Source organism: Rhizobacter sp. P1_G5, from assembly GCF_056405435.1.
Genome location: NZ_JBFUCB010000035.1, coordinates 1 through 21,393, shown reverse-complemented (window position 1 = coordinate 21,393; position 21,393 = coordinate 1). Strand labels below are relative to the sequence as shown.

The 21,393-nt window shown below is 69.6% G+C and carries 17 protein-coding genes; 11 read left to right on the top strand and 6 right to left on the bottom strand.

Going from position 1 to position 21,393, the window contains the following annotated elements:
- The coding region (locus tag AC1D12_RS04600; RefSeq protein WP_477839060.1) for a hypothetical protein at positions 1-1,173 on the top strand (1,173 nt) is incomplete at its 5' end.
- 13 nt (positions 1,174-1,186) lie between these two features.
- Here AC1D12_RS04600 and AC1D12_RS04595 read toward each other — a convergent pair.
- Positions 1,187-1,969: a CPBP family intramembrane glutamic endopeptidase gene (locus AC1D12_RS04595; protein ID WP_477827118.1), complete on the bottom strand. Its 783-nt coding sequence runs from the start codon at positions 1,967-1,969 to the stop codon at positions 1,187-1,189.
- Positions 1,966-3,840, bottom strand: coding sequence for a DNA helicase RecQ (recQ, locus tag AC1D12_RS04590; protein WP_477839058.1), 1,875 nt, complete (start codon positions 3,838-3,840; stop codon positions 1,966-1,968). Before recQ ends, AC1D12_RS04595 begins: the two co-directional genes overlap by 4 nt.
- Positions 3,841-3,936: 96 nt before the next feature.
- On the opposite strand from recQ, the gene AC1D12_RS04585 reads away from it, so the two are divergent.
- Entirely contained in the window at positions 3,937-4,455 is a 519-nt protein-coding gene (locus AC1D12_RS04585; protein WP_047501238.1) for a cupin domain-containing protein, read from the top strand.
- Here the strand turns inward: AC1D12_RS04585 and AC1D12_RS04580 are convergent, their stop codons facing one another.
- Positions 4,456-5,046 carry a hypothetical protein gene (locus tag AC1D12_RS04580; protein WP_465111294.1) on the bottom strand — a complete coding sequence of 197 codons (591 nt, stop codon included), beginning with the start codon at positions 5,044-5,046 and terminating at the stop codon, positions 4,456-4,458.
- A 222-nt stretch (positions 5,047-5,268) separates the two neighbouring features.
- On the opposite strand from AC1D12_RS04580, the gene ssb reads away from it, so the two are divergent.
- A complete protein-coding gene (ssb, locus tag AC1D12_RS04575; protein WP_047501242.1) occupies positions 5,269-5,796 on the top strand; it encodes a single-stranded DNA-binding protein in 528 nt (175 codons plus the stop codon).
- A gap of 27 nt (positions 5,797-5,823) precedes the next feature.
- Here ssb and AC1D12_RS04570 read toward each other — a convergent pair whose 3' ends face one another.
- Positions 5,824-7,041, bottom strand: a complete 1,218-nt coding sequence (locus AC1D12_RS04570) for an OmpA family protein (protein ID WP_465111295.1) — start codon at positions 7,039-7,041, stop codon at positions 5,824-5,826.
- Complete coding sequence (locus tag AC1D12_RS04565) at positions 7,038-8,594, bottom strand: ice-binding family protein (RefSeq protein WP_477839055.1); 1,557 nt, start codon at positions 8,592-8,594, stop codon at positions 7,038-7,040. Before AC1D12_RS04565 ends, AC1D12_RS04570 begins: the two co-directional genes overlap by 4 nt.
- Positions 8,595-8,940: 346 nt before the next feature.
- Here AC1D12_RS04565 and wrbA point away from each other — a divergent pair, with 346 nt between their 5' ends.
- From wrbA to AC1D12_RS04545, 4 genes are all read left to right on the top strand, one after another.
- Positions 8,941-9,543, top strand: a complete 603-nt coding sequence (gene wrbA / locus AC1D12_RS04560) for an NAD(P)H:quinone oxidoreductase (RefSeq protein ID WP_477825084.1) — start codon at positions 8,941-8,943, stop codon at positions 9,541-9,543.
- 241 nt (positions 9,544-9,784) lie between these two features.
- Positions 9,785-10,099 carry a c-type cytochrome gene (locus tag AC1D12_RS04555; RefSeq protein ID WP_477825083.1) on the top strand — a complete coding sequence of 105 codons (315 nt, stop codon included), beginning with the start codon at positions 9,785-9,787 and terminating at the stop codon, positions 10,097-10,099.
- A 16-nt stretch (positions 10,100-10,115) separates the two neighbouring features.
- Positions 10,116-10,589: a (2Fe-2S)-binding protein gene (locus tag AC1D12_RS04550; RefSeq protein ID WP_465111298.1), complete on the top strand. Its 474-nt coding sequence runs from the start codon at positions 10,116-10,118 to the stop codon at positions 10,587-10,589.
- A 1-nt stretch (position 10,590) separates the two neighbouring features.
- Positions 10,591-12,768, top strand: coding sequence for a xanthine dehydrogenase family protein molybdopterin-binding subunit (locus AC1D12_RS04545; RefSeq protein WP_477825082.1), 2,178 nt, complete (start codon positions 10,591-10,593; stop codon positions 12,766-12,768).
- 12 nt (positions 12,769-12,780) lie between these two features.
- Here AC1D12_RS04545 and AC1D12_RS04540 read toward each other — a convergent pair whose 3' ends face one another.
- On the bottom strand, positions 12,781-13,719 hold the full coding sequence (locus AC1D12_RS04540) for a LysR family transcriptional regulator (RefSeq protein WP_465111300.1): 939 nt from the start codon (positions 13,717-13,719) through the stop codon (positions 12,781-12,783).
- A 141-nt stretch (positions 13,720-13,860) separates the two neighbouring features.
- Here AC1D12_RS04540 and AC1D12_RS04535 point away from each other — a divergent pair, with 141 nt between their 5' ends.
- The 4 genes from AC1D12_RS04535 to AC1D12_RS04520 form a co-directional block, all read left to right on the top strand.
- The gene (locus tag AC1D12_RS04535; RefSeq protein WP_477839052.1) at positions 13,861-14,322 is read left to right on the top strand and encodes a VOC family protein; all 462 of its coding nucleotides are present in this window, start codon (positions 13,861-13,863) and stop codon (positions 14,320-14,322) included.
- Between the two features lie 130 nt (positions 14,323-14,452).
- The gene (locus AC1D12_RS04530) at positions 14,453-14,893 is read left to right on the top strand and encodes a hypothetical protein (RefSeq protein WP_197066764.1); all 441 of its coding nucleotides are present in this window, start codon (positions 14,453-14,455) and stop codon (positions 14,891-14,893) included.
- 5 nt (positions 14,894-14,898) lie between these two features.
- On the top strand, positions 14,899-17,130 hold the full coding sequence (locus AC1D12_RS04525; protein ID WP_477839050.1) for a patatin-like phospholipase family protein: 2,232 nt from the start codon (positions 14,899-14,901) through the stop codon (positions 17,128-17,130).
- 204 nt (positions 17,131-17,334) lie between these two features.
- A partial coding sequence (locus AC1D12_RS04520) for an FG-GAP-like repeat-containing protein (RefSeq protein ID WP_477839048.1) occupies positions 17,335-21,393 on the top strand: 4,059 nt, incomplete at its 3' end.

Sequence of the window (21,393 nt, the reverse complement as noted above, 5' to 3'; positions counted from 1 at the left end):
AGCTACCACCGCCTCGGCGAGGATTTCGGCCGCGCGCTGCACGACACCTGGCTCGCGCAACTGCCCGGCTGGCGCAGCCCGGCGCGCCACGGCCTGCGCGTGGCCGCGCGGCTGCGCAGCGCCGCCGACGATGCGGCGGCCGGCGCGAAGGCCGAGCCGCTGTGGCGGCGCGCCGCGAAGGCCACCGCGATCACGACGACGCTCGGGGTGGGGGCGTCGGGCACGCTGCTGCTGTCGGTGTGGCAGGTGCAGGAGCAGCTGCAGCGCAACCGCACCGACCAGCAGACCGAGGCGCGCGTGCTGTTCACYGAGGTGTCGAAGGCGCTGCAGGATTTCAACGGCCGCTGCCCGAAGGTGGCCGAGCACGTGGTGACGCAGGCCTCGCTGCTGTTCGACCTGCGTGGCAGCCCGGCGCTGCGGCCGCTGGAGCGCGCCGGCGTCGAGCGGCTGGCCGGCCGCATCGCCGACGAATGCCGCAAGGATGCCGACCCGAGCGCCGACTGCGTGGCCGCCAGCCAGCGCCTGCGCAACGACCTGTGCGCGGTGGTGCAGAAGCCGCCGACCGAGAACACCGCGTTCAGCTACTGGCACCCGGGCACGTCGCCCGACGAGCAGGCGGTGGCGGCCAGGCGCATCTGGCTCGCGCTGACCGGGCGCGCGTCGCAGCTCGCGAGCGCGGCGCAGGGGGAGTTGCCCGTGCCGCCGCCGCCGGTCGCTGCGGCCCCTGCCGATTCGCCGCAGACCTCACCGCAGAAGGCGAGCCTGGCCGCCTGCCGGCAGGGCCTGGACCAGGGCGATGGGCGCAGCACGCTGTACATCGAGATCTACGACGAGAGCTCGCGCGAGGCAGCGAGCGCGCTGCGCCAGGCGATCCAGCAGGAGGCGGATGTGCTGGTGCAGGTGGCGCCGATCGACAACGCGGCGCGCAATGCCGAGCTGCGCCAGCAGCGCCGCCCGGTGCCGTGGCCGGTGCCGACCTTCGTGCTGCACGACCCGTCCGGCCGCGAGTGCGCGCTGGCGCTGTCGCGCTTCGTCGGCGAGCCGTGGGTCACGCCGCAGCGCATCGACGGCGTGTGGATCCGCGAGCGGCGGCGCTCGGCGGTGCCGCGCCCCGGCGTGATCGAGCTGTGGCTGCCGCCGGTGCTGGTGGCGGGGCAGTCGGCCGAGCCCTGAGGCCTCGACCGGATCAGGCCAGGCGCAGCAGGCGGCGCAGGCCCCAGGCGAACAACGCCAGTGCCACCGGCAGCGCGAGTGGGTTGCCGATCGTGTCGGCCAGCCACTGGCCGTCGGCGCTCGCCATCCACAGCACGCCGCCGTTGAACGCCGCATGCAGCAGCACGCACGGCCACAGCGAGCGCGTGCGCTGGTACGCGAGCCCGAGCACCAGCCCGGTACTGAGGCCGACGAAGAACTGGTAGATGTTGAAGTGCGCGAGGCCGAACAGCGCGGCCGAATGCACGATCGCGGTGGACGGCGGGTAGCGCAGCAGCAGACCGCGCAGGATCAGGCCGCGGAACAGCATCTCCTCGAGCACCGGCGCCAGCACGCAGGCCGACAGCGTGGCCGCGAACGTGCCGTCGACCGCGTGCGCGAACCACTCCGCCTCCCAGGCCGACAGCGGCAGCAGCGACTGCAGCAGCCAGTCCATCCAGCCGTTCACCGACCACAGCAGCGGCAGCAGTGCGAGCAACGGCGCCGCGCTGGCGAGCAGCGTGTGCAGCGGCGGCGCCGGCGCGTCGTGCAGCAGCTGCGCGTGCGTGAGCCCGCGCCAGGCGAGCAGCGTCGACACGACGATGCCGGTGGCCAGCACGCGCGTCAGCTCGCCGAGCTGCGCCTCGCTCAGCGCCAGCGTGTCCTGCAGGTCCATCAGCACACCGCCGAGCAGCATCTCCAGCAGCACGAAGGCGAGCACCGTCAGGATCGCGGCGCCCAGCCCGTAGGGCAGGGTCTCGGGGCTGCGCCCGCTCATTCGCCGAGCACCCGCAGGATCTCGCTGCCGTACGCCTCCAGCTTCTTCGCGCCGACGCCGCTGATGTGGCCCAGCGCCTCCAGCGACGACGGCTGTGCACGCGCCATCTCGGCGAGCGTCGCGTCGTGGAAGATCACGTAGGCCGGCAGCCCGTGCTCGCGCGCGACCTCGGCGCGCCACGCCTTCAGCGCGGCGAAGCGCTGCAGCCCGTCATCGTCCAGCGGTACCGGCGGCGGCTTGTCGCGCCCGCCCTTGGTCGTGCCGTTCTTGCCCTTGGTGCTGCCGCGGCGCGCCTTCGGCGTCTCGCTCGCCTCGCGCAGCAGCAGCGTCACCTCGCCGCGCAGCACCTCGCGCGCGCTCGGCGCCAGCTCCAGCGTGTTGTATTCGCCCTCGGTGCGCAGGTGGCCGAGCGCGATCAGCTGGCGCAGCACCGCGCGCCACTGCACCTCGCTCAGGTCGGCGCCGATGCCGAAGGTCGACAGCGACTGGTGGCGGTACTGCGTCACCTTGTCGGTGGTCTTGCCGCGCAGCACGTCGATCAGGTGGCCGGCGCCGAACCGCTGGCCGTGGTTCTGGTGGAAGCGGTAGATGCAGCTGAGCGCCTTGCGCGCCGGCTCGGTCGCGTCCCAGGTGGCGGGCGGGTGCAGGCAGTTGTCGCAGTTGCCGCAGGGCTCGCTCGCCTCGCCGAAGTAGGCGAGCAGCCGCACGCGGCGGCAATCGTGCGCCTCGGCGAGGGCCAGCAGCGCGTCGAGCTTGGCGCGCTGGCCGCGCTTGAACTCCTCGCCGGCCGGGCTCTCGTCGATCATGCGGCGCTGGTTCACCACGTCGGCCAGGCCGTAGGCCATCCAGGCATCGGCCGGCAGCCCGTCGCGGCCGGCGCGGCCGGTCTCCTGGTAGTAGCCCTCGATGTTCTTCGGCAGGTCGAGGTGGGCGACGAAGCGCACGTCGGGCTTGTCGATGCCCATGCCGAACGCGACGGTCGCCACCATCACGACGCCATCCTCGCGCAGGAAGCGGTCCTGGTGGCGCTTGCGCACGTCGGCGTCCATGCCGGCGTGGTACGGCAGCGCGTTGATGCCCTCGGTCTTCAGCCAGTCGGCGGTCTCGTCGACCTTCTTGCGCGACTGGCAGTACACGACGCCGGCATCGCCCTCGTGCTCGTCGGTGACGAAGCGCAGCAGCTGCGCACGGGCGTTGTCCTTCTCGACGATGCCGTAGCGGATGTTCGGCCGGTCGAAGCTGCTGATGAAGACGCGCGCCTCCTGCAGCTGCAGCCGCTCGATGATGTCGGCGCGGGTCAGGTCGTCGGCGGTGGCCGTGAGCGCGATGCGGGGCACGCCCGGGTAGCGCTCGTGCAGCACGTTCAGCGAGAGGTAGTCCTCGCGGAAATCGTGGCCCCACTGGCTCACGCAATGCGCCTCGTCGATCGCGAACAGGCTCAGCAGCCCGCGCTCGTGCAGCGAATCGAGCTGCGCGAGGAAGCGCGGCGTCGTGATGCGCTCCGGCGCGGCGTACAGCATCACGAGGCGGCCGCTCATCATCTCGCGCTCGATCTTCTGGGTCTCGTCGAGCGTCAGCGTCGAGTTCAGGAACGAGGCATGCACGCCGGCCTCTTCGAGCGCGCCGACCTGGTCGTGCATCAGCGCGATCAGCGGGCTGACGACCAGCGCCACGCCGCGGCCGGCGCGGTGCCTGGCGATCGCCGGCACCTGGTAGCACAGGCTCTTGCCGCCGCCGGTGGGCATCAGCACCAGCGCATCGCCGTCGGCGGCGACGTGGTCGACGATGGATTCCTGGGCGCCGCGGAATGCGGTGTAGCCGAACACCTCCTGCAGGATCTGCAGCGGTGCGGTGGAGGGTTCGGGGGTCACGGGCGGGGCGGAGGGCGAGGCGAGGCCGCGATGTTACTAGGGCCTGTCAACACGACGGGTTTCTGGCACCCTTGCGCCTTCACCAGGAGACTGCCGATGACCGACATCCACACGCCGCGCGCCGACCAGCTGCGGCAGCTGTTGATCCGCAACTTCGAGACCACCCCGCGCACGCACGATGTGCGCGAACCGCTGTACGACTCGATGACCGGGCGGCTGGCCAAGGGCACCGCGGCGCTGAAGCTGGGCGCGAGCATCGACGTGGTGCCGCCTGGCAAGCGCAGCTGCCCGTACCACTTCCACTATGCGCAGGAGGAGATGTTCATAGTGCTCGAGGGCGAGGGCACGCTGCGCGTGGCCGGCGAGCACCTGGCGCTGGCGGCCGGCGACGTGGTCTTCATCCCGCCGGGGCCGGCCTACCCGCACCAGATCATCAACACATCCGATGCGCCGCTGAAGTACCTGTCGATCAGCACCAAGGACAGCCCGGAGGTGGTGGAGTACCCCGATTCGGGCAAGTACCTGGCGACGGCGACGCGCGACGGCGATCCGTACGGCTTCGGGCGGATGCACCGGGCCGACACGGACCTGGAGTATTGGGACGGGGAGCCCTGATCAGCCCTTGCGGACCTGCGCGTCGGTCTTCTGGCGGTGGATCTTGCGGCTCTGCTTGTTCTCGGCGTGCTGGATGCCGCGCTCCTCGGCGGCACCGACATGGCCGTCGCGGGCGGCCGCTGCTTCCTTGTGGTCGACGTGCGCCTGGCCGCGCTCGAGCTTCGACACCTCGTGGTTCGTCAGCGAGCCGTTGCGCACGCCGGCCTCGACGCGCTTTTCCTGGTTGACGTTGCGTTGCACGTCGGCCTGCATGCGCTGCGACGAGACGGAATTCGGGTTGCCGGTGACGCCGTTGTGCTTGGCGGCGGCGATGTCGCGGCTGGTCTTGTTCTGGGCGGCTTCGAGGCGGGCCTTCTCGGCCGGCGTCAGCTTGCCGTCCTTCAGGGCCTGCGCCTGCAGCTTGTCGACATGGCTTTCCTCGCGCTCCAGCTTGCCCGCTTCCTGGGTGGTCAGCTGGCCGCTCTTCAGGCCTTGCTCGATGCGCTCCTGCTGGTTCACGTCGCGCTGGACGCTGCCGGCGGTGCCGGCCTGGGCGAAGGCGCCGGCGCTGGTGGCGAGCAGTGCGGCGGTGATCAGGGCATTGAACTTCATGGTGGACTCCGGTTCAAGGGGGTGGGGGATGGAGAGTGGCGCTACCCTGCACCGACAACGGCAGCCCGCGGGCAGCGTTGACCCCGTTGACCCCGGCCCGTGTGAAGTTTCGTTGCCCGGGCGTGACCAGATGCATCGCTGATAATCGGGCATTCCCCTCGCCGTACCCCGATTTCCCCGCTTTCCCCCTTTTCCCCGTTCTACTTTTCAGGAGCCGCTCTCATGGCCTCGATCAACAAAGTCATCCTCATCGGCAACCTGGGCCGTGACCCCGAAGTGCGCTACTCCGCCAACGGCGCCGCGATCTGCAACGTGACCCTCGCCACCTCGCGCAACTGGAAGGACAAGACCTCCGGCGAGAAGATGGAAGAAACCGAATGGCACCGCGTGGTGTTCTACGACCGCCTGGCCGAGATCGCCGGCGAGTACCTGAAGAAGGGCCGCTCGTGCTATGTCGAAGGCCGCCTGAAGACCCGCAAGTGGCAGGACAAGGACGGTGTGGAGAAGTACACCACCGAGATCATTGCCGACAACATGCAGCTGCTGGGCGGCCGTGATGGCGGTGGTGGCGACGAAGGCGGCGGCGGTGGCGGCTACAGCCGCGGCGCCTCGGGCGGCGGCGGCGGCGATCGGCCGGAACGCACCGAGCGGGCCGAGCGCCCCGCGCCGGCCTCGCGCCCGGCAGCCACCAAGCCGGCCGCGAAGTCGTCGACCGGCTTCGACGACATGGACGACGACATCCCGTTCTGACGGGCGGTCATCCAGGCATGGGAATGCTCACCGCGTTCCCGTGACCTCGACCTCGACGCGTCGATCCGCCTGCAGGCAGGCGATCAGCCTGGCCGTCTGCTTGTCGCCCTTGCAGTCGCCCGGTGTCGTGACGGGTGTCGATTCACCCTTGCCCGTTGCCGAGACCTTGGTCGAATCGATGCCTCCGGGGCCCACGAGGTACGCCTTGACCGATTCCGCACGACGCGCCGACAGCTTCTCGTTGTAGGCGCTCGTTCCGAGCCGGTCGGTGTGGCCTTCCACCGTGATCACGTCGTACCGTGTGCCGGCCAGTTCCTTCGAGAACTGGTCGAGGGCCTGGCGGCCTTCAGGCTTCACGTCGGCTCGGTCAAAGGCGAACAGTGAATCTGCAGCGAAACGCACCCGTCGACGCTCCGCAGGCAAGGGAGCGGGCGCAACCGGGGCCGCAGCGATGGCGACCGGCGGCGCGGGCGCTGGCGCCGGTGCCGCTTCGACAGGGGCAGGTGTCGCCAACGCGCGTGGTGCCTCGCGGGGGGCCCGGCCGAACGGAATGACGAGGCTCACCGAGAACAGGTCGACGTCACCGTGGTTGCCGACCGCGTCATTGATGCGGTAGCGCTCGGCTTCGGCACGCACCAGGAACGCCGGGCTGATCTCGTACTGCAAGCCGGCTCCGAACTTGTAGTTCGCGGCGCGCTTGCTGGGGTTCTGGTTCAGGACAGTGACTGCGCCGCCCCCGCTGAAGGTGTCGCGCGCGCTGGCATATTGCGCGCCGATTCGACCGATGGCGGAGAGGCGGCCGGCCAGCGGCAAGGTGCCCACGAGATCCAGGTTCAGCCCCTGCAACTTGATCTGTCCGTTCAAGGTGCCGGCTGGCGTGGTCGTCGACGTGAAGCCGAACTTGCCGAGGTTGAAGTAACCCCCCTCGATCGCGACGTTGCGATTGAGTTGGTAGCCACCGAACACCTTGTAGCCCGTGTCGCGTTCGTCGCGCGTCATCGACGTCATGGCCAACCCCGCATTCGCGAGGCTGGAGCGAATGCGATCCTCGTCGATCCTCGCCCGCGACTGGCCCAGGGAGGCACCGCCATAGAAGTAGCCGCCTTCCTGCGCACGGGCCGGCACGCAGACGAGGGTCATCAGCGAGCCGAGTCCGGCCAGGCCGATCACGTGCAGTGCATGGGTCTTGTTCATCTTGCTGTTCCTGGCCTTGCCACAGAGTCGGGTTGTCGTGAGGGCGGTCATGGGGCGACGATCGTGGTGTTGACCAGGGTCACCGACGCGGTGAGCCCGATCGCACGCCCCGTGAGGGTCGTCTGGATGGTCTGACCGGCCGTCGAGACCGTGACGCCGGCGGGCGCGATGATCGTGCCCACCATCGTGCTGCCATCCTCGATGCGTGCTGCGCTGCCCACCTGCCAGTAGACGTTGCCGGCCTGTGCGCCATTGATCAGCAACACACGGCGCGGCGTCGCTGCCAGGCCCACGGTCAGCGCGGAGGCACTCTGAAACACCCACACGGCGTTGGTGTCGCCCTGCGCGTCCAGGGTCAGGTCTGCGGTCGTGACGGCGAAGGTTCCGCCCGCGGCGGTGTAGACGGCCGCGGGCAGCACCAGCCCGCCCAACTGGCCTGCAGCGGGATCGCTGCCAGGAGGCAGGGCCGCAAGCTCGTTGTACGCGGCCTGGGCGTCTGCCAGGGCTTGCGTCGCAATCGCCATCGACGACGACGTACCCGGCGCAGGCGGGGCACAGTTGATGCTGCCGTTGACCGAGCCGATGTTCAACGGCGTTTGCGTGTAGACGTTCCCCGCGTCATGGAAGCCGGTCACCAGCGTGCACGCCGCGGTGGTTCCGAGGTTGCCACCGACGACCGTGTTGATGCCCTGGTTCGTGACCCCGGCACCCCCACCGAACGCACCGAACGATGCTGCGGAGCGCAGGTTGATGCCGGCGACGCACGCCTGCGTTCCGGTGGTGAAGCTCCACACACCGTCACTGGCGAGCGCATTGCCGGCCAGGTCCTTGACGCCCAGGTTTCCAGATTTCACCGTGACGACGAACGACTTGCCGGGCGCAAAGCCGGCCGCATTCGACGGCGCGAAGCTGGCCACCCTGCTCGACGCGTCGTAGGTCACGATGCCCGGGACCGCTGCGCCGCTGTCGGTCACGACAAAGGTCGTCGTGTCGATCGTCGCGGGATCCATCGGTTCGCTGAACGTCGCGCTTGCGGATTTGGTCAGGCACACGCCGGTGCTTGCATCGGGCGGGCTGAGGTTCGCCAGGGTTGGCGCCGTGAGGTCGCCGGCGGCGCCGGTCGCGAAGTTCCAGGTGTGAATGCCCGCAGCCGGCAGCACCGCGGCGTTGCCGGCCAGGGCGTTGCCGGCCAGGTCGGTGGCCGTTGTCATGACGGTCGCCGTGAATTGGGCGTTGGCGGCGAGCAGGCCGCCCGTGGGCGTGAAGGTGGCCGTCTTCGCCGAGGCCGAGTAGCTCACGGTTCCGGTGACGGCGGTGCCGGTCGTCGTGTTCGTCACGAGGAAGCTCGTGTCCGAGACGGTCGCGGGTGCCATGGCCTCGCTGAAGCTTGCCGTGATCTTGGTGTTGGTCGGCGCGCCGGCGTCGCCCGGCGCAGGCGTGGTGAGGACCACCGTCGGGCGGGTGCTGTCCGTCAGCGGGACGACACCGACGCCCGGACTGCCGAGGATCGGATCGGCCGAGCCGCCGCAGCCGGCGACGAAAGCCGGCAGCAACGCGAAGGCCAACGCTGTCCGCGAAGTGATGAGGCGGAAAAGCTGATTCATGAGGGTGTCCCTGCGGGATGGCCGCGTTGAGGGTCTTGCATCGAAGAAGCCTTGTGGCACGGTCGGGTGCTGCTGTCGGTGGGGCAGCGCACTCACGACCCAAGGGCACGCGGTCTGCTTGGCGAGCGTGAACGCGAGACTGCCGTTCACCTGGCGTCGATGCTGCGCTTCCTGTCTCTGCATCAGCCCAGGACAGGGAGCCGCCCATCCGGGAGGAAGCGCGCGTGGTGGTGTAGGACGGCACGCCCCGACTGTTCAGCTGTTTTGAAGCCTGCGTTCGCTCCCGTGCAATCCGCGCCGGCTGCCGGCGCCCAGAATGCGCTCAGCCCACCAACCAGGAGCAGACATGGCAGCCAAGGTTCTCGTCCTCTACTACAGCAGCTACGGCCACATCGAGACGATGGCCCAGGCCGTCGCCGAAGGTGCGCGCGGCACCGGTGCCACGGTCGACATCAAGCGCGTGCCGGAAATCGTGCCCGAGGCCGTCGCGAAGGCCTCGCACTTCAAGCTCGACCAGGCCGCGCCGATCGCGACCGTCGACGAGCTGCCGAACTACGACGCGATCATCTTCGGCGTGCCGACCCGCTTCGGCAACATGGCCGCGCAGATGAAGAACTTCCTCGACCAGACCGGCCCGCTGTGGTTCGCCGGCAAGCTGATCGGCAAGGTCGGCTCGGTGTTCGCCAGCACGGCCACGCAGCACGGCGGCCAGGAGAGCACCATCCTCAGCACGCACACCGTGCTGCTGCACCAGGGCATGGTGATCGTCGGCCTGCCGTACGCCTGGCAAGGCCAGATGAAGCTCGACGAAGTGACCGGCGGCAGCCCGTACGGCGCGACGACGATCGCCGCCGGCGACGGCTCGCGCCAGCCCTCGGCCAACGAGCTCGAAGGCGCGCGCTTCCAGGGCCGCCACGTGGCCGAGATCGCGGCCAAGTTGGCGCGCTGATCGCACGCGTTCCCCGGCCGGCCACCCACGGCCGGCCGAATGGCTTCGGCGCCCTGCCGAGGCCTCTGTCAGCGCGTCCGTCGACGATTGCCGCGACGCTACCCGTCGCACCGCGCGCTGACTATCGACATCCGGTTCACACGCCATCGCGCGCACAGCGCTACCCGACGAGGAGACGCGTCCCTAGACTGCGCCCCGATCGGCCCCAGCCATGCACCCCACCCCTCGCGAAAGGTCCCCGATGTCTTCCTTCATCCGCGCCGCCACCCTGGCCGCCATCGGCGTTGCACTCGCCGCACCCGCCTCGGCCAGCGAAGCCCTGGCCCGCAAGTACGCCTGCACCGCCTGCCACCAGGTCGACAAGAAGCTGGTCGGCCCGTCGTTCAAGGACATCGCGGCGAAGTACGCCGACGGCAGCGTCGATGCGAAGCAGCTGGCCGCTCGCATCAAGGCCGGCGGCTCGGGCAAGTGGGGCGCCATCCCGATGCCGGCGCAGGCCCAGGTGCCGCCGGCCGACCTGGACGCGATCGCCGCCTGGATTCTCGCGACGAAATGAAGCACAAGGATCCCCGATGAAAACCACGCTCAGCATCAACGGCACGCCGCGCCAGGTGGATGTCGATCCCGACACGCCGCTGCTGTGGGTCATTCGTGACGTGCTCGGCATGACCGGCACCAAGTTCGGCTGCGGCATGGCCTTGTGCGGCGCCTGCACGGTGCACCTCGACGGCCAGCCGATCCGCTCTTGCGTGACGCCGGTCGAATCGATCGGCCGCCGCCGCATCTCGACGATCGAGGCCATTGCGCAGACCCCCGTGGGCCGCCAGGTGCAGAAGGTCTGGACGATCAAGGAAGTGCCGCAGTGCGGCTACTGCCAGTCCGGCCAGATCATGGCGGCCACCGCGCTGCTGCGCGACAACCCGGCGCCCACCGATGCCGACATCGACGCCGCGATGTCGGGCAACGTCTGCCGCTGCGGCACCTACGTGCGAATCCGCGAGGCGATCAAGCAAGCCGCCCGTGAACTCGCCGCACCGAAAGCCTGACATGCACGATTCGAATTCCCTCCCCACCGTGGGCGCCACGCTGTCGCGCCGTTCCTTCCTCGCGTCTGCCTCGGCGGCCGGCGGTGCGCTGGTGCTCTCGTTCCACCTGCCCGACGCGAATGCGGCCGCGGCAAGGAGCACGCCCACGGTGTTCGCGCCCAACGCCTACGTGCGCATCGGCGCTGACGACAGCGTGACGATCGTCGTCGCGCTGGTCGAGATGGGGCAGGGCACGTTCACCTCGGTGCCGATGTTGATCGCCGAGGAGCTGGAGGTCGATCTGGCGAAGGTCAGGCTCGAACAGGCGCCGCCGGACGAGAAGCGCTACGGCCACCCGCTGTACGGCATCCAGGTGACCGGCGGGTCGGGCTCGATGCCCGCTGCCTGGAAGGTGCTGCGCCAGACCGGCGCCACCGCCAAGGCCATGCTGCGCAGCGCGGCCGCGCAGACTTGGCGAGTGGCCGAAGGCGAGTGCGTTGCAGCAAACGGCGCGATCCGGCATGTGCCCACCGGCCGCCAGCTGCGCTACGGCGCACTGGCCGCCAAGGCGGCGACGCTGCCGGTGCCGAAGGATGCGCCATTGAAATCGCCGGCCGACTTCCGCCTCGTCGGCCGACCGGTGCACCGCCTGGACACGCCGTCGAAGGTCAACGGCACCGCGGTGTTCGGCATCGATGCGCAGGTGAAGGGCATGAAGTTCGCAGCGGTCGCCAACTGCCCGGTGATCGGCGGCCGCTTTCGATCGGTGGACGATCGCAAGGCGAGGGCGGTGAACGGCGTGCGTGCGGTCGTCAGTTCAGAGACCGCGGTGGCCGTCATCGCCGACCACCAGGGCGCGGCGAAGAAGGGGCTGGCCGCACTGGACGTGCAGTGGGACGAAGGTCCGTCGGCCGACTTCTCGAGCAAGCTGTGGGGCGAGCAGCTGGCGCAGGCGCTGAAAGGCACCGGCCTGGTCACCACGCGCGAGGGCGATGTCGACCAGGCGCTTGCCGGCGGCGCGCAACGCCTGAGCGCCGTCTACGAGGTGCCGCCGCTGGCGCACGCCGCGATGGAGCCGCTCAACTGCACGATCCACGTGACCCCGGGCCGCTGCGAGATCTGGGCCGGCACGCAGGCGCCCGCCCGCGCGCAGGCGATGGTCGCCGAGGCGCTGGGCCTGACGCCCGAGCAGGTGACGGTGCACAACTTCCTGCTGGGCGGTGGCTTCGGCCGCAAGCTCGACGTCGACTACATCGTGACCGCGGCGCAACTGGCTCGGCATGTGAGCTACCCGGTGAAGTTCGTCTTCAGCCGCGAAGAAGACATCCAGCACGACGCCTACAAGCCGTACTTCCGCGACGAGATGTCGGCCGCGTTGAACGAGCGCGGCGAGCTGGTGGCCTTCAGCCACCGCACCGCCGGCTCGTCGGTGATCGGCCGCTATGCGCCGCAGTGGGTCGCCAACGGGCTCGATGCCGACGCGGTCGACATGGCGGGCTCCTCGTACGACATCCCGAACAAGTACGTCGAGTACGTGCGCCATGAGCCGCCGAAGGGTCTGCTGACCGGCAACTGGCGCGGCGTCGGGCCCACGCACCATGTGTTCGTCGTCGAATCGTTCATCGACGAGGTGGCTGCCTTGGCCCAGGTCGATCCGGTGCGCTTTCGCGAGCGCATGCTGGGCCGCAACCCGAATGCACTCGCTGCGTTGCGGCTGGCCGCCACCCGGGCCGGGTGGGGCGAATCCGTGGGGGTGGGCCGGGGCCGTGGCGTCTGCGTGGCCGAGGCCTTCGGTGGGCATGCCGCGCTGGTCACCGACCTCACCGTCGCGAAGGACGGCAGCATCAAGGTCGACCGGATGGTCTGCGCGGTGAACTGCGGCCTGCCGGTCAACCCGGATGGCGTGGAGGCGCAGGTCCAGGGCGGCCTGCTGTTCGGCCTCACCGCGGTGCTGTACGGCAGCATCACCTTCGAGCGCGGCCGCGTGCTGCAGAGCAACTTCCACGACTACCCGCCGCTGCGCATCAGCGAGGTGCCGCAAGTGCAGGTGCACATCGTGCCGAGCGAGCAGCCGCCGGTGGGCGTCGGCGAGATCGGCACGGCGGTCGTCGCGGCCTCGGTGTTCAATGCGGTGTACGCGGCCACCGGCAAGCGGTTGCGCACGTTTCCGATCGACACCGCGCAGCTGAAGTCGGCTTGATGCCGCCCTGCGTCAGGGCGCTGCGCTCCAGTCCACCGCCTGCATGAACTGGATCAGCGCCCGCAGCTTGCCCGGCATCTGCCCGCGGTTCGGGTAGTACAGGTAGAAGGCCTCGCCGGGGCGCGTGAACTTCTCGAGCACCGGCACCACCCGGCCGGCCTGCAGTGCGGGCCGCGCGAACTGCTCGAAGGCCAACGCGAGCCCGTGGCCCTGCGCCGCGGCGTCCAGCGTGCAGCGCATCTCGCTGAATACCAGGCGGCCCTGCACCTCGATCGTCGCGGCCTTGCTGCCGCTGCCGAAGCGCCACGCGAAGAACTGGCTGCGGTTGCCGATGCGCTGGCGAATGCAGTCGTGCTGCAGCAGGTCTTCCGGCGTCGCCGGCTTGCCGCGCGCCTTCAGGTAGGCCGGCGAGCCGACGACCAGCAGCCGCTGCAACGGCCCGATCGGCACGCCGATCATGTCCTTCTGCAGCGCGTGCCCCAGGCGGATGCCGGCGTCGAACCCGCCCGTGATGATGTCGCTCAGCCCGTTGTCGACGGTCATCTCCAGCGTGATCTCTGGGAAGCGCTCCATGAACGGTTGCAGGTGCGGCTCGATCAGTGACGCGTAGGCCACGTACGAGGTGTTGATGCGCAGCAGCCCGTGCGGGCCGCTCGACACATCGCCCACCTCCTGCACCGAGCGCCGGATCTGCTCGAGCGCCGGTGCCAGCGTGCCCAGCAGTTGCGCGCCCGCTTCGGTCAGGCCGACGCTGCGCGTGGTGCGGTTGAACAGGCGGATGCCGAGCGAGGCCTCCAGCTGCTTCACGGTGCGCGAGATCGCCGTCGGCGTCACCTCCATCTCGGCGGCGGCGCGCGTGAAGTTCATGTGCCGGGCCACGCTCTCGAACGCGATCAGGCCGGGCAGGCTGATCGGCGGCTTGCTGTCTCTCGCAACCGGCTCCTGGTTCATCGGGTTCTCTCCGTGGATGGCGCGCGATTATGAAATGGAGGTTCAGAGTGCACCCCGGTGGTGTCGATTCTCTTTGCCGGGGCGCAAACCTACGCTTCGGTCATCGCAGTTTTCATCACCCCGGACAACGAGGACCCCACCATGCCCACCGTCAACATCCCCGCCACCCGCCCGGCCAGCCCGTTCGCCTCGATGAAGGGCCACCACGTCGCCGTGCGCGTGCCCGACTTCGACGTCGCGGTCCGCTGGTACACCGAGAAGCTCGACTTCCGCGTCGTGCACCAGTGGCCGTATGCCGACCAGCGGCTCGCCTACCTGGCCCCGGCGACCGACAACGACTTCTTCGTCGAGATCCTCGGCGACGGCCAGCCGCGGCCGATCCCCAAACCCGTCTACAGCGACCTCGGCGACAGCCTGCGCCTGGCCGGCTTCCACCACTTCTGCCTCAACGTCGCCGACATGAAGGCCACCGTGGCCGAGCTGCGCCGCCGCGAGGTCCACATCGTCACCGAGCCTTTCGAGCTGCCGGTCATCGGCCGCAAGCTGGCTTTCATCGCCGACCCCTTCGGCAACCTGATCGAGCTGGCACAAGTCGTCTCGTGAGCCGGAGAACCCGGTGACCCGAACCCTTCCACCGCCGAGTTCCGGGCAGCGGCCACGGTAGACTCCCCGCGCAGCACAATGAGCCGCGCGTGTCGACGCGCGGCCAGCCCTGTCTCCCGGAGGAAGCCCGATGCGYGCGATGAAATGGTTGCTGGTGCCCCTGGTCCTGGTGGCCCTGGTGGTGCTGTATTTCTTCCTCGCGGTGAAATGGAGCTACTCCGACGGCGAGCGCGCCGGCTGGGTGCAGCAGCTGTCGCGCAAGGGCTGGGTCTGCAAGACCTGGGAAGGCGAGCTGGCCCTGGTGTCGCTGCCCGGCAGCACGCCCGAGAAATTCCGCTTCACGATCTGGGACGAGGCCACCGCCGACAAGGTCAACCTCGTGATGGGCAAGCGCGTCGCGCTGCACTACGAGCAGAAGGTCGGCTTGCCGGGCAGCTGCTTCGGCGAGACCCGCTACTACATCACCGGCGTGCGCGTGCAGGACGAGATCTCGCTCGCGCCGGGCGTGATCGTGCCGGTGCCGGCCCAGCCTGCCGCATCGACCGCACCAGCGGCAGCCTCCAGGCCCTGACGGCGATGCGGGCCGCAGGCCTCTGCCTGATCGCCAGCCTGCTCGGGGCGGCGATCACGCAGCAGGCGGCAGCGGCCGAGCCTCCCACCACGCCCGCCCCCACCGCGCAACGCCCGCGCATCGGCCTCGTGCTGTCCGGCGGCGGTGCCCGCGGCGGCGCGCACATCGGCGTGCTGAAGGTGCTGGAGGCGCTGCATGTGCCGGTCGACGTGATCGTCGGCACCAGCGCCGGCGCGATCGTCGGCTCGGCTTACGCGAGCGGGCTGCCGCTGTCGGAGATCGAGCATGAGATGGCGGCGCTGAACACCGCGGTGCTGTTCCGCGACGTCGACCGCGACGAGGTGCCGCTGCGCCGCAAGCTCGACGACGCCACCAACTTCATCGGCCCGGAGTTCGGCCTCGGCCCGCACGGGCTCTCGCTGCCGAAGGGCGCGGTGGCCGGCGTCTCGCTCGAGGTGGTGCTGCGCCGGCTGACGCGCCGCCAGGCCACGACCGATTTCGACCGGCTGCCGATCCCGTTCCGCGCGGTCGCGACCGATCTCAGCAGCGCCGAGATGGTGGTGCTGTCGCACGGCCAGCTTGCGCTGGCGGCGCGCGCGAGCATGGCGATCCCCGGCGCGGTGAACCCGGTCGAGATCGACGGCCGCCTGCTGGTCGACGGCGGGCTCAAGCGCAACCTGCCGGTGGACGTCGCGCGGCGGCTCGGTGCCGATGTCGTGATCGCGGTGAACATCGGCACGCCGCTGCTGCGGCGCGAGCAGATCACGTCGGTGGTGTCGGTGTCGGACCAGATGCTGCGCATCCTGATCGGCGCGAACGTGCAGCAGTCGCTGGCCGAACTGAAGCCGGGCGACGTGCTGATCACGCCGGAGCTGGACGAGATCAGCTCGTCGGCCTTCGAGCAGCTGGCCGAGGCGGCGCGCCGCGGCGAGCGGGCCGCGCAGGCGGTGGCCTCGCAGCTCGCGCCGTACGGGCTGCCGGCCGGGACCTATGCGGCGCTGATGGCCTCGCGCTTCGCATCGCCGGGCGACACCGCCGCGCCGATCGACGAGGTGCGCGTGGTCGGCACGCGCGTCGTCAACCCCGAGGTGGTGCTCGCGGCGATGGAGACGCGCGCCGGCGCGCCGCTCGATGCGCAGCGCATGGACCGCGACATCAAGCGCATCTACGCGCGCGGCGATTTCGAGGCGGTGAACTACACGCTGAGCGACGAGCCCGGCAGCGGCCGTGTGCTGCTGGCCGAGGTGAGCGAGAAATCGTGGGGGCCGAACTACCTGCGGCTGGGGCTCGGGCTGTCGTCCGACTTCGAGGGCAACTCCTTCTTCAACCTGTACGCGAGCCACCGCTGGACCTGGCTGAACGCGCTCGGTGCCGAATGGCGCAACGACCTGCAGATCGGCCGCACCGACCGGCTCGCGAGCGAGTGGTACCAGCCGCTGACCGAGCGCCAGCGCGTGTTCGTCGCGCCGCGCATCGAGCTGCAGGACGAGCCTTTCGACCTCTACGACCGCGACAGCGGGCTGCGGGTCGCGCGCTTCCGGCGCGAATCGGCCGAGGCCGGCATCGACGTGGGGCTGCCGCTCGGCAGCGCGGGCGAGGCGCGGCTGGGGCTGGTGCGCGGCAGCGTGAAGTTCACCGACGACACCACGTTCGTCCGCGCCGAGGACCTGATCCAGCGCACCGACACCGGCGGCGTGCTCGCGCGCGTGCGCTTCGACCAGCTCGACAGCCTGCGCTTCCCGCGCAACGGCGGGGCGGGCGATGCGCGGGTGTACTTCTCGCGCGCGCGGCTGGGCGCGCAGGACGACTACACACGGGCGTCGGTCAACCTGCAGGGCGCGCATTCGTGGGGGCCGCATGCGCTGCGCGGCGCGCTGAAGGCCGGCGGCAATCTGAAGCAGGGGCCGCTGCCGTCGTACGAGCTGTTCAGCCTGGGCGGCTTCCTGCAGCTGTCGGGCTACCGCACCGGGCAGCTGCTCGGCACCGAGATGCGCTTCGGGCGCGTGGCCTACAACTACCGGCTGGCCGGCCCGGGGCTGCTGGATGGCATCGTCGTCGGCGCGTCGCTCGAGGCCGGGCGCATCGGCGATTCGGTGTTCGGCGCCGACAAGGACCGGCTGCGCCGCGGGGGTTCGCTGTACCTTGCGCTCGACACGCTGGTCGGGCCGGTGTACCTCGCGCTGGGGGTGGCGGATTCGGGGAACCGGGCGGCATATTTCTTTCTGGGGCAGCCGTAGCGCGGTACGAATGGACCTCCTCAAGGTTGATGAATTCACTCGGCCTGTCGTGAAAAATCCCCACGCGTATCGCTAGACTGCGCGCACCGCAGCGRCAGACCACTGYYGCGCGGGTTGCCRGYGCCCCACTGGGCCGAAGGGCGACAACACCTGACCCCGTCATTGGATTGCGCCGGTCGACGACCGGTGCGCTGGAGGACTGTCTTGGAACTGATCTTGGTTGCGTCGCGGCGTGTCCGCGGCTGGGTGGTGTCGTGCGTGGGCGCGCTGGCTCTGTCGACACTTTCGCCTGCAGCGTGGGCTCAACTCGCGGTCGGCCAGGATGGCCAGCCGGGCTATCAGCATCCGATCGCGGTGCCGCCCGGCATTGCCGGCATGGTGCCGACCATCGCGCTGGCATATGGCGGTGATGGCAACGGGCCGGTGGGCCACGGCTGGTCGCTGACSGGCGTCTCGTCGATCGCGCGCTGCGGCGCGARCCTYGCGACCGACGGTCGCRTCCGCGGYGTCGACAACACSGCGGCSGACAAGCTGTGCCTGGATGGCCAGCGGCTGATCCAGACSGRTGCGACKGGCGTGCCGGYRGCGTTCCCSCAGACCRACGACAGCGCTGGCGGCAGCGGTTTGCTGCGCGAGTTCCGCACCGAGCACGATTCGTTCGCGCGCATCCGCGCTTACGGTGCGGGTGGCAATGCGCCGGCGTACTTCAAGGTGTGGACCAAGGACGGCCGGGTCTACGAGTACGGCAACAACAGCAACTCGACGGCCGATGCGGCCGTGACGGCGCAAGGCACCGGCGTCATCACCACCTGGCTGGTGAGCCGGGTGAGCGACCGGCGCGGCAACTACATCGACTACCAGTTCCAGCAACGCGACGGAGTGGCCTGGGGCAGCGGCACGGTGGCCGGCACGCCGATCGCGGGGCACGACTGGAGCCTGCGCGAGATCCGCTACACCGGCACGCCGACGCAGGCGCCGGCCAACAAGGTGGTGTTCAGCTACGACGACCTGCCGGCGCTCGCTCCCACCGGCAAGCCGCAGGCGCGGCGCGAGGCTTACGTGGCCGGCAGCAAGCTGCTGAACCTGCAGCGGCTCGCGCAAGTGCAGACCTTCGTGAACGTGAACACCACGCCGCTGAAGGTGAAGACGTTGCGGCTCGCCTACGACAGCGGCGCGGTGACCAACCGCAGCCGGCTGACGCGGCTCACCGAATGCATCGGAGCGGCCGAGTCGGCCTGCTTCCCGCCGGAGACCTTCGACTACGCCGCCGACGGCAGTGACGCGTACCAGCGCAATACCGCGTTCGCGGCGAGCACCCTGGCGACCTTGACGATGCAGAGCACGGTGGTGCTGCGCGACAACCTGCGCTTCTCGAACTACGGCGTCATCACCGCCGACTTCGACGGTGACGGCAAGACCGACATCATCCGCTGGTCGGACAACCCGGCCGAGAACCAGCTCTACCTCAGCAACGGCGACGGCACCTTTCGGCAGATGGCCGGCTTCAACATCACCGGCAGCGACCAGAAGCTCTTCGACAGCAGCGGTTGCTACAGCACGCGCGTGGCCGATTTCAACGGCGACGGGCTGTCGGACCTGCTGCGATACACCGGCACCAACTCGACGAACCTGGCGTTGAATTCCGCCTGTGCCGGCACCAGCGATCTCTACCTGAACAACGGCAACGGCAGCTTCACGCGCAAGGCGATCACCGGCGTGGCGCTGAACGAGACGGTCAGCCGCGACAACCTGAAGTTCTTGCACGGCGAGGCGCAGGTCGGCTGGCTCGGTTGGACGTCCGGGGCCACCTTCTACCTGCTGGACCTCGACAACGACGGGCTGCTCGACGTGGTCACGTCGACGCTGGACTTCCAGCCCACCGTGTTCGGTCCCCCGACGGATCCGTGTGTGGACAAGGTCTGCACGCGCGTCTTCAAGGGCGATGGCCAAGGAGGCTTCACCGAGCAGCCCACCAACGCGACGCACTGGAACTTCTATGCGACGCCGGAAGGCCCGTACTCACTCGGCCAGCCCGGGCACATCGCCGACCTGGACAACGATGGCATGTCCGACCTGGTGAACGCCGGCATGATCGGCTCGGACAGCGAGATGGTGTCGTCGCAACGCGCTTGGCGCTCGCGCGGAGACTTCTCGTTCGATCCGATGCCGGCAAGCTACGTGAGTTGTGAGCAGCGGCTGGACCTGAACGGCGATGGTCGCCCCGACTGCCTGGACAAATTCGGTCGGTCGTTGCAAGCATCGGATGGCGCGAGAGGTCTGTTGAGGGTCGCCAACTACCAATCGCCCGGCCTGTGGGATCAGATCTGGACCGGCACCGGCGCGAACTTCATCCCGTCCGCCGGCTTCGTGATCGGCGACGTGAACCGCGACGGCCGCGACGACATCCTCAGCTGGAAGGACGACCCGACGAAGAACGCGCTGTACCTCAGCAACGGCGACGGCACCTACAGCGCGTCGACCACGTTCAACCTGGTCACGGCCAACGACCAGCTGCAGAAGAGCGACAGCTCGGCCGCCTTCGTGACCGGTGACTTTACCGGCCGTGGGGACGTGGAGATCCTGCGCCTGAAGGCGTCCGCATCGCCGGGCGACGGCAGCAGCAACCAGCTCTATGTGAAGACCGGCTCGTCGCTGCCGCCGGACCTGCTGGTCGGTGCGACCTCGCCGCAGGGCCTGAAGACGATGCTGACCTGGGTGTCGATGGCCAACCCGGCCAGCGGCGCGCTCGGCAACCGCTACCTCAACGACCGGGGTGGCCCGAACGCAGCGGTGTACCCGCTGTTCGACGTGACGAACGCGAGCTATGTCATTGCCAGCAGCGAGCGCGACAGCGGCACCGGAAGCGGCAAGCTGCGCGAAGAGTTCCGCTACAGCGGCGCCAAGGGCGCCCATGACGGGCGCGGCGCACGCAGCTTCCGTGAAGTGCGCAGCCAGCGGCCGGTGCCCGATGGCAGCACGCTCTCGCAATCCAGCGAGGTGCTGCACATGCACCCCTACATCGGCTCGCCAGCGCGCGTGAAGACCTGGCGCGGAGCGCTGGATGCAAGCTCGCCGGTGTTGCTGAGCGACGCGACGAACATCTATTGCGAGAAGTCCGCATCGCCGAGCGCCGAGGCCGCTGCAACCGTCACGGCGCCTTGCCTTGTACCGGCCAGCGTCAGGCTGCAGCGCCCCTATCCCTACAAGAGCATCAAGGCGGCCAAGGAGTTGAACGGCGACGCGATGCCGGTCACGACGGTGACGAGCTCGTTCAACGAGACCGGCGACCCGAAGGTGGTGACGACGACCATCAGCGGCACGGCGGCCGGTGGTGTGGCACAAGTCATCAGCGAGACGGCGACCCACCTGTACCGCGATGACGACATCGGCGATGACCGCTGGTTCCTGGGTCGCGTGGAAAGCGCGACGCAGCTGCGGACGGCACCGAACAGCCTGGCGAGCGTCGGCGCGAGCGCCGGCACGGCGCCGGGGGCGACCGCCACGCGCGGCACGGCACCGGCGGCCACGGTGAGCGCGCCGTCCTTCCCGACCACGCAGGTCGGGCAGACGAGCAGCGGCACCGCGACACTGACCAACACCGGTGGCACGCTGATCGGCGTGACGGTTCCGACGGCAGCGGCGGTGGCGTCGGCCTCGGGCAGCGAGTTCAGTTTCTCGGGCACGAGCTGCGGCACGAGCCTGGCGGCCGGTGCCTCGTGCACGGTGACCGTGAGTTTCACGCCGGCAGCGGCCGGTGCGCGCAGCGGCGGGTTGAACGTCAACACCGAGCTGGGTGTGAGATCGGCCGTGCTGTTGGGGACCGGTCAGGCGCAGTCTGGCAGCCTGAGTGCTGTGGACTTCGGCAGCGTGGCCGTGGGTAGTGCGCCGACGCTGACGTCGACGCTCGCCAACACCGGTGTCGGCCCGTTGAGCGTGACAGTGCCGACTGTCTCTTCGGTCGGCGGTACCGACTTCGGCTTCGTCTCGACGACCTGCGGCAGTTCACTGCCGGTGGGTGGCACGTGCACGGTCACCGTGYGCTTCCAGCCGACGGCGAATGCAGCGCGCAGCGGCAGCGTGAGCATCGGCACCGGAGCGGGGACGCTGTCTGCCGCGCTGAACGGCACGGGCCTGCAATCGGTGATCGCGGTGACCGGCAATGGCGCCGCTGGCCTGACGGCACAGAAGGGCGGTGCGGCGGGTAGCGGCACGGTCACCTTCACGAACAGCGGCAACCAGGCGGCGACGCTCACGATGTCGGGC

Bases quoted from the DNA above. Each gene is read 5' to 3' on its own strand.
- AC1D12_RS04595 (WP_477827118.1), bottom strand. From the start codon at position 1,969: ATGAGCGGGCGCAGCCCCGAGACCCTGCCCTACGGGCTGGGCGCCGCG.
- AC1D12_RS04585 (WP_047501238.1), top strand. From the start codon at position 3,937: ATGACCGACATCCACACGCCGCGCGCCGACCAGCTGCGGCAGCTGTTG.
- AC1D12_RS04580 (WP_465111294.1), bottom strand. From the start codon at position 5,046: ATGAAGTTCAATGCCCTGATCACCGCCGCACTGCTCGCCACCAGCGCC.
- ssb (WP_047501242.1), top strand. From the start codon at position 5,269: ATGGCCTCGATCAACAAAGTCATCCTCATCGGCAACCTGGGCCGTGAC.
- AC1D12_RS04570 (WP_465111295.1), bottom strand. From the start codon at position 7,041: ATGACCGCCCTCACGACAACCCGACTCTGTGGCAAGGCCAGGAACAGC.
- AC1D12_RS04565 (WP_477839055.1), bottom strand. From the start codon at position 8,594: ATGAATCAGCTTTTCCGCCTCATCACTTCGCGGACAGCGTTGGCCTTC.
- wrbA (WP_477825084.1), top strand. From the start codon at position 8,941: ATGGCAGCCAAGGTTCTCGTCCTCTACTACAGCAGCTACGGCCACATC.
- AC1D12_RS04555 (WP_477825083.1), top strand. From the start codon at position 9,785: ATGTCTTCCTTCATCCGCGCCGCCACCCTGGCCGCCATCGGCGTTGCA.
- AC1D12_RS04550 (WP_465111298.1), top strand. From the start codon at position 10,116: ATGAAAACCACGCTCAGCATCAACGGCACGCCGCGCCAGGTGGATGTC.
- AC1D12_RS04545 (WP_477825082.1), top strand. From the start codon at position 10,591: ATGCACGATTCGAATTCCCTCCCCACCGTGGGCGCCACGCTGTCGCGC.
- AC1D12_RS04540 (WP_465111300.1), bottom strand. From the start codon at position 13,719: ATGAACCAGGAGCCGGTTGCGAGAGACAGCAAGCCGCCGATCAGCCTG.
- AC1D12_RS04535 (WP_477839052.1), top strand. From the start codon at position 13,861: ATGCCCACCGTCAACATCCCCGCCACCCGCCCGGCCAGCCCGTTCGCC.
- AC1D12_RS04525 (WP_477839050.1), top strand. From the start codon at position 14,899: ATGCGGGCCGCAGGCCTCTGCCTGATCGCCAGCCTGCTCGGGGCGGCG.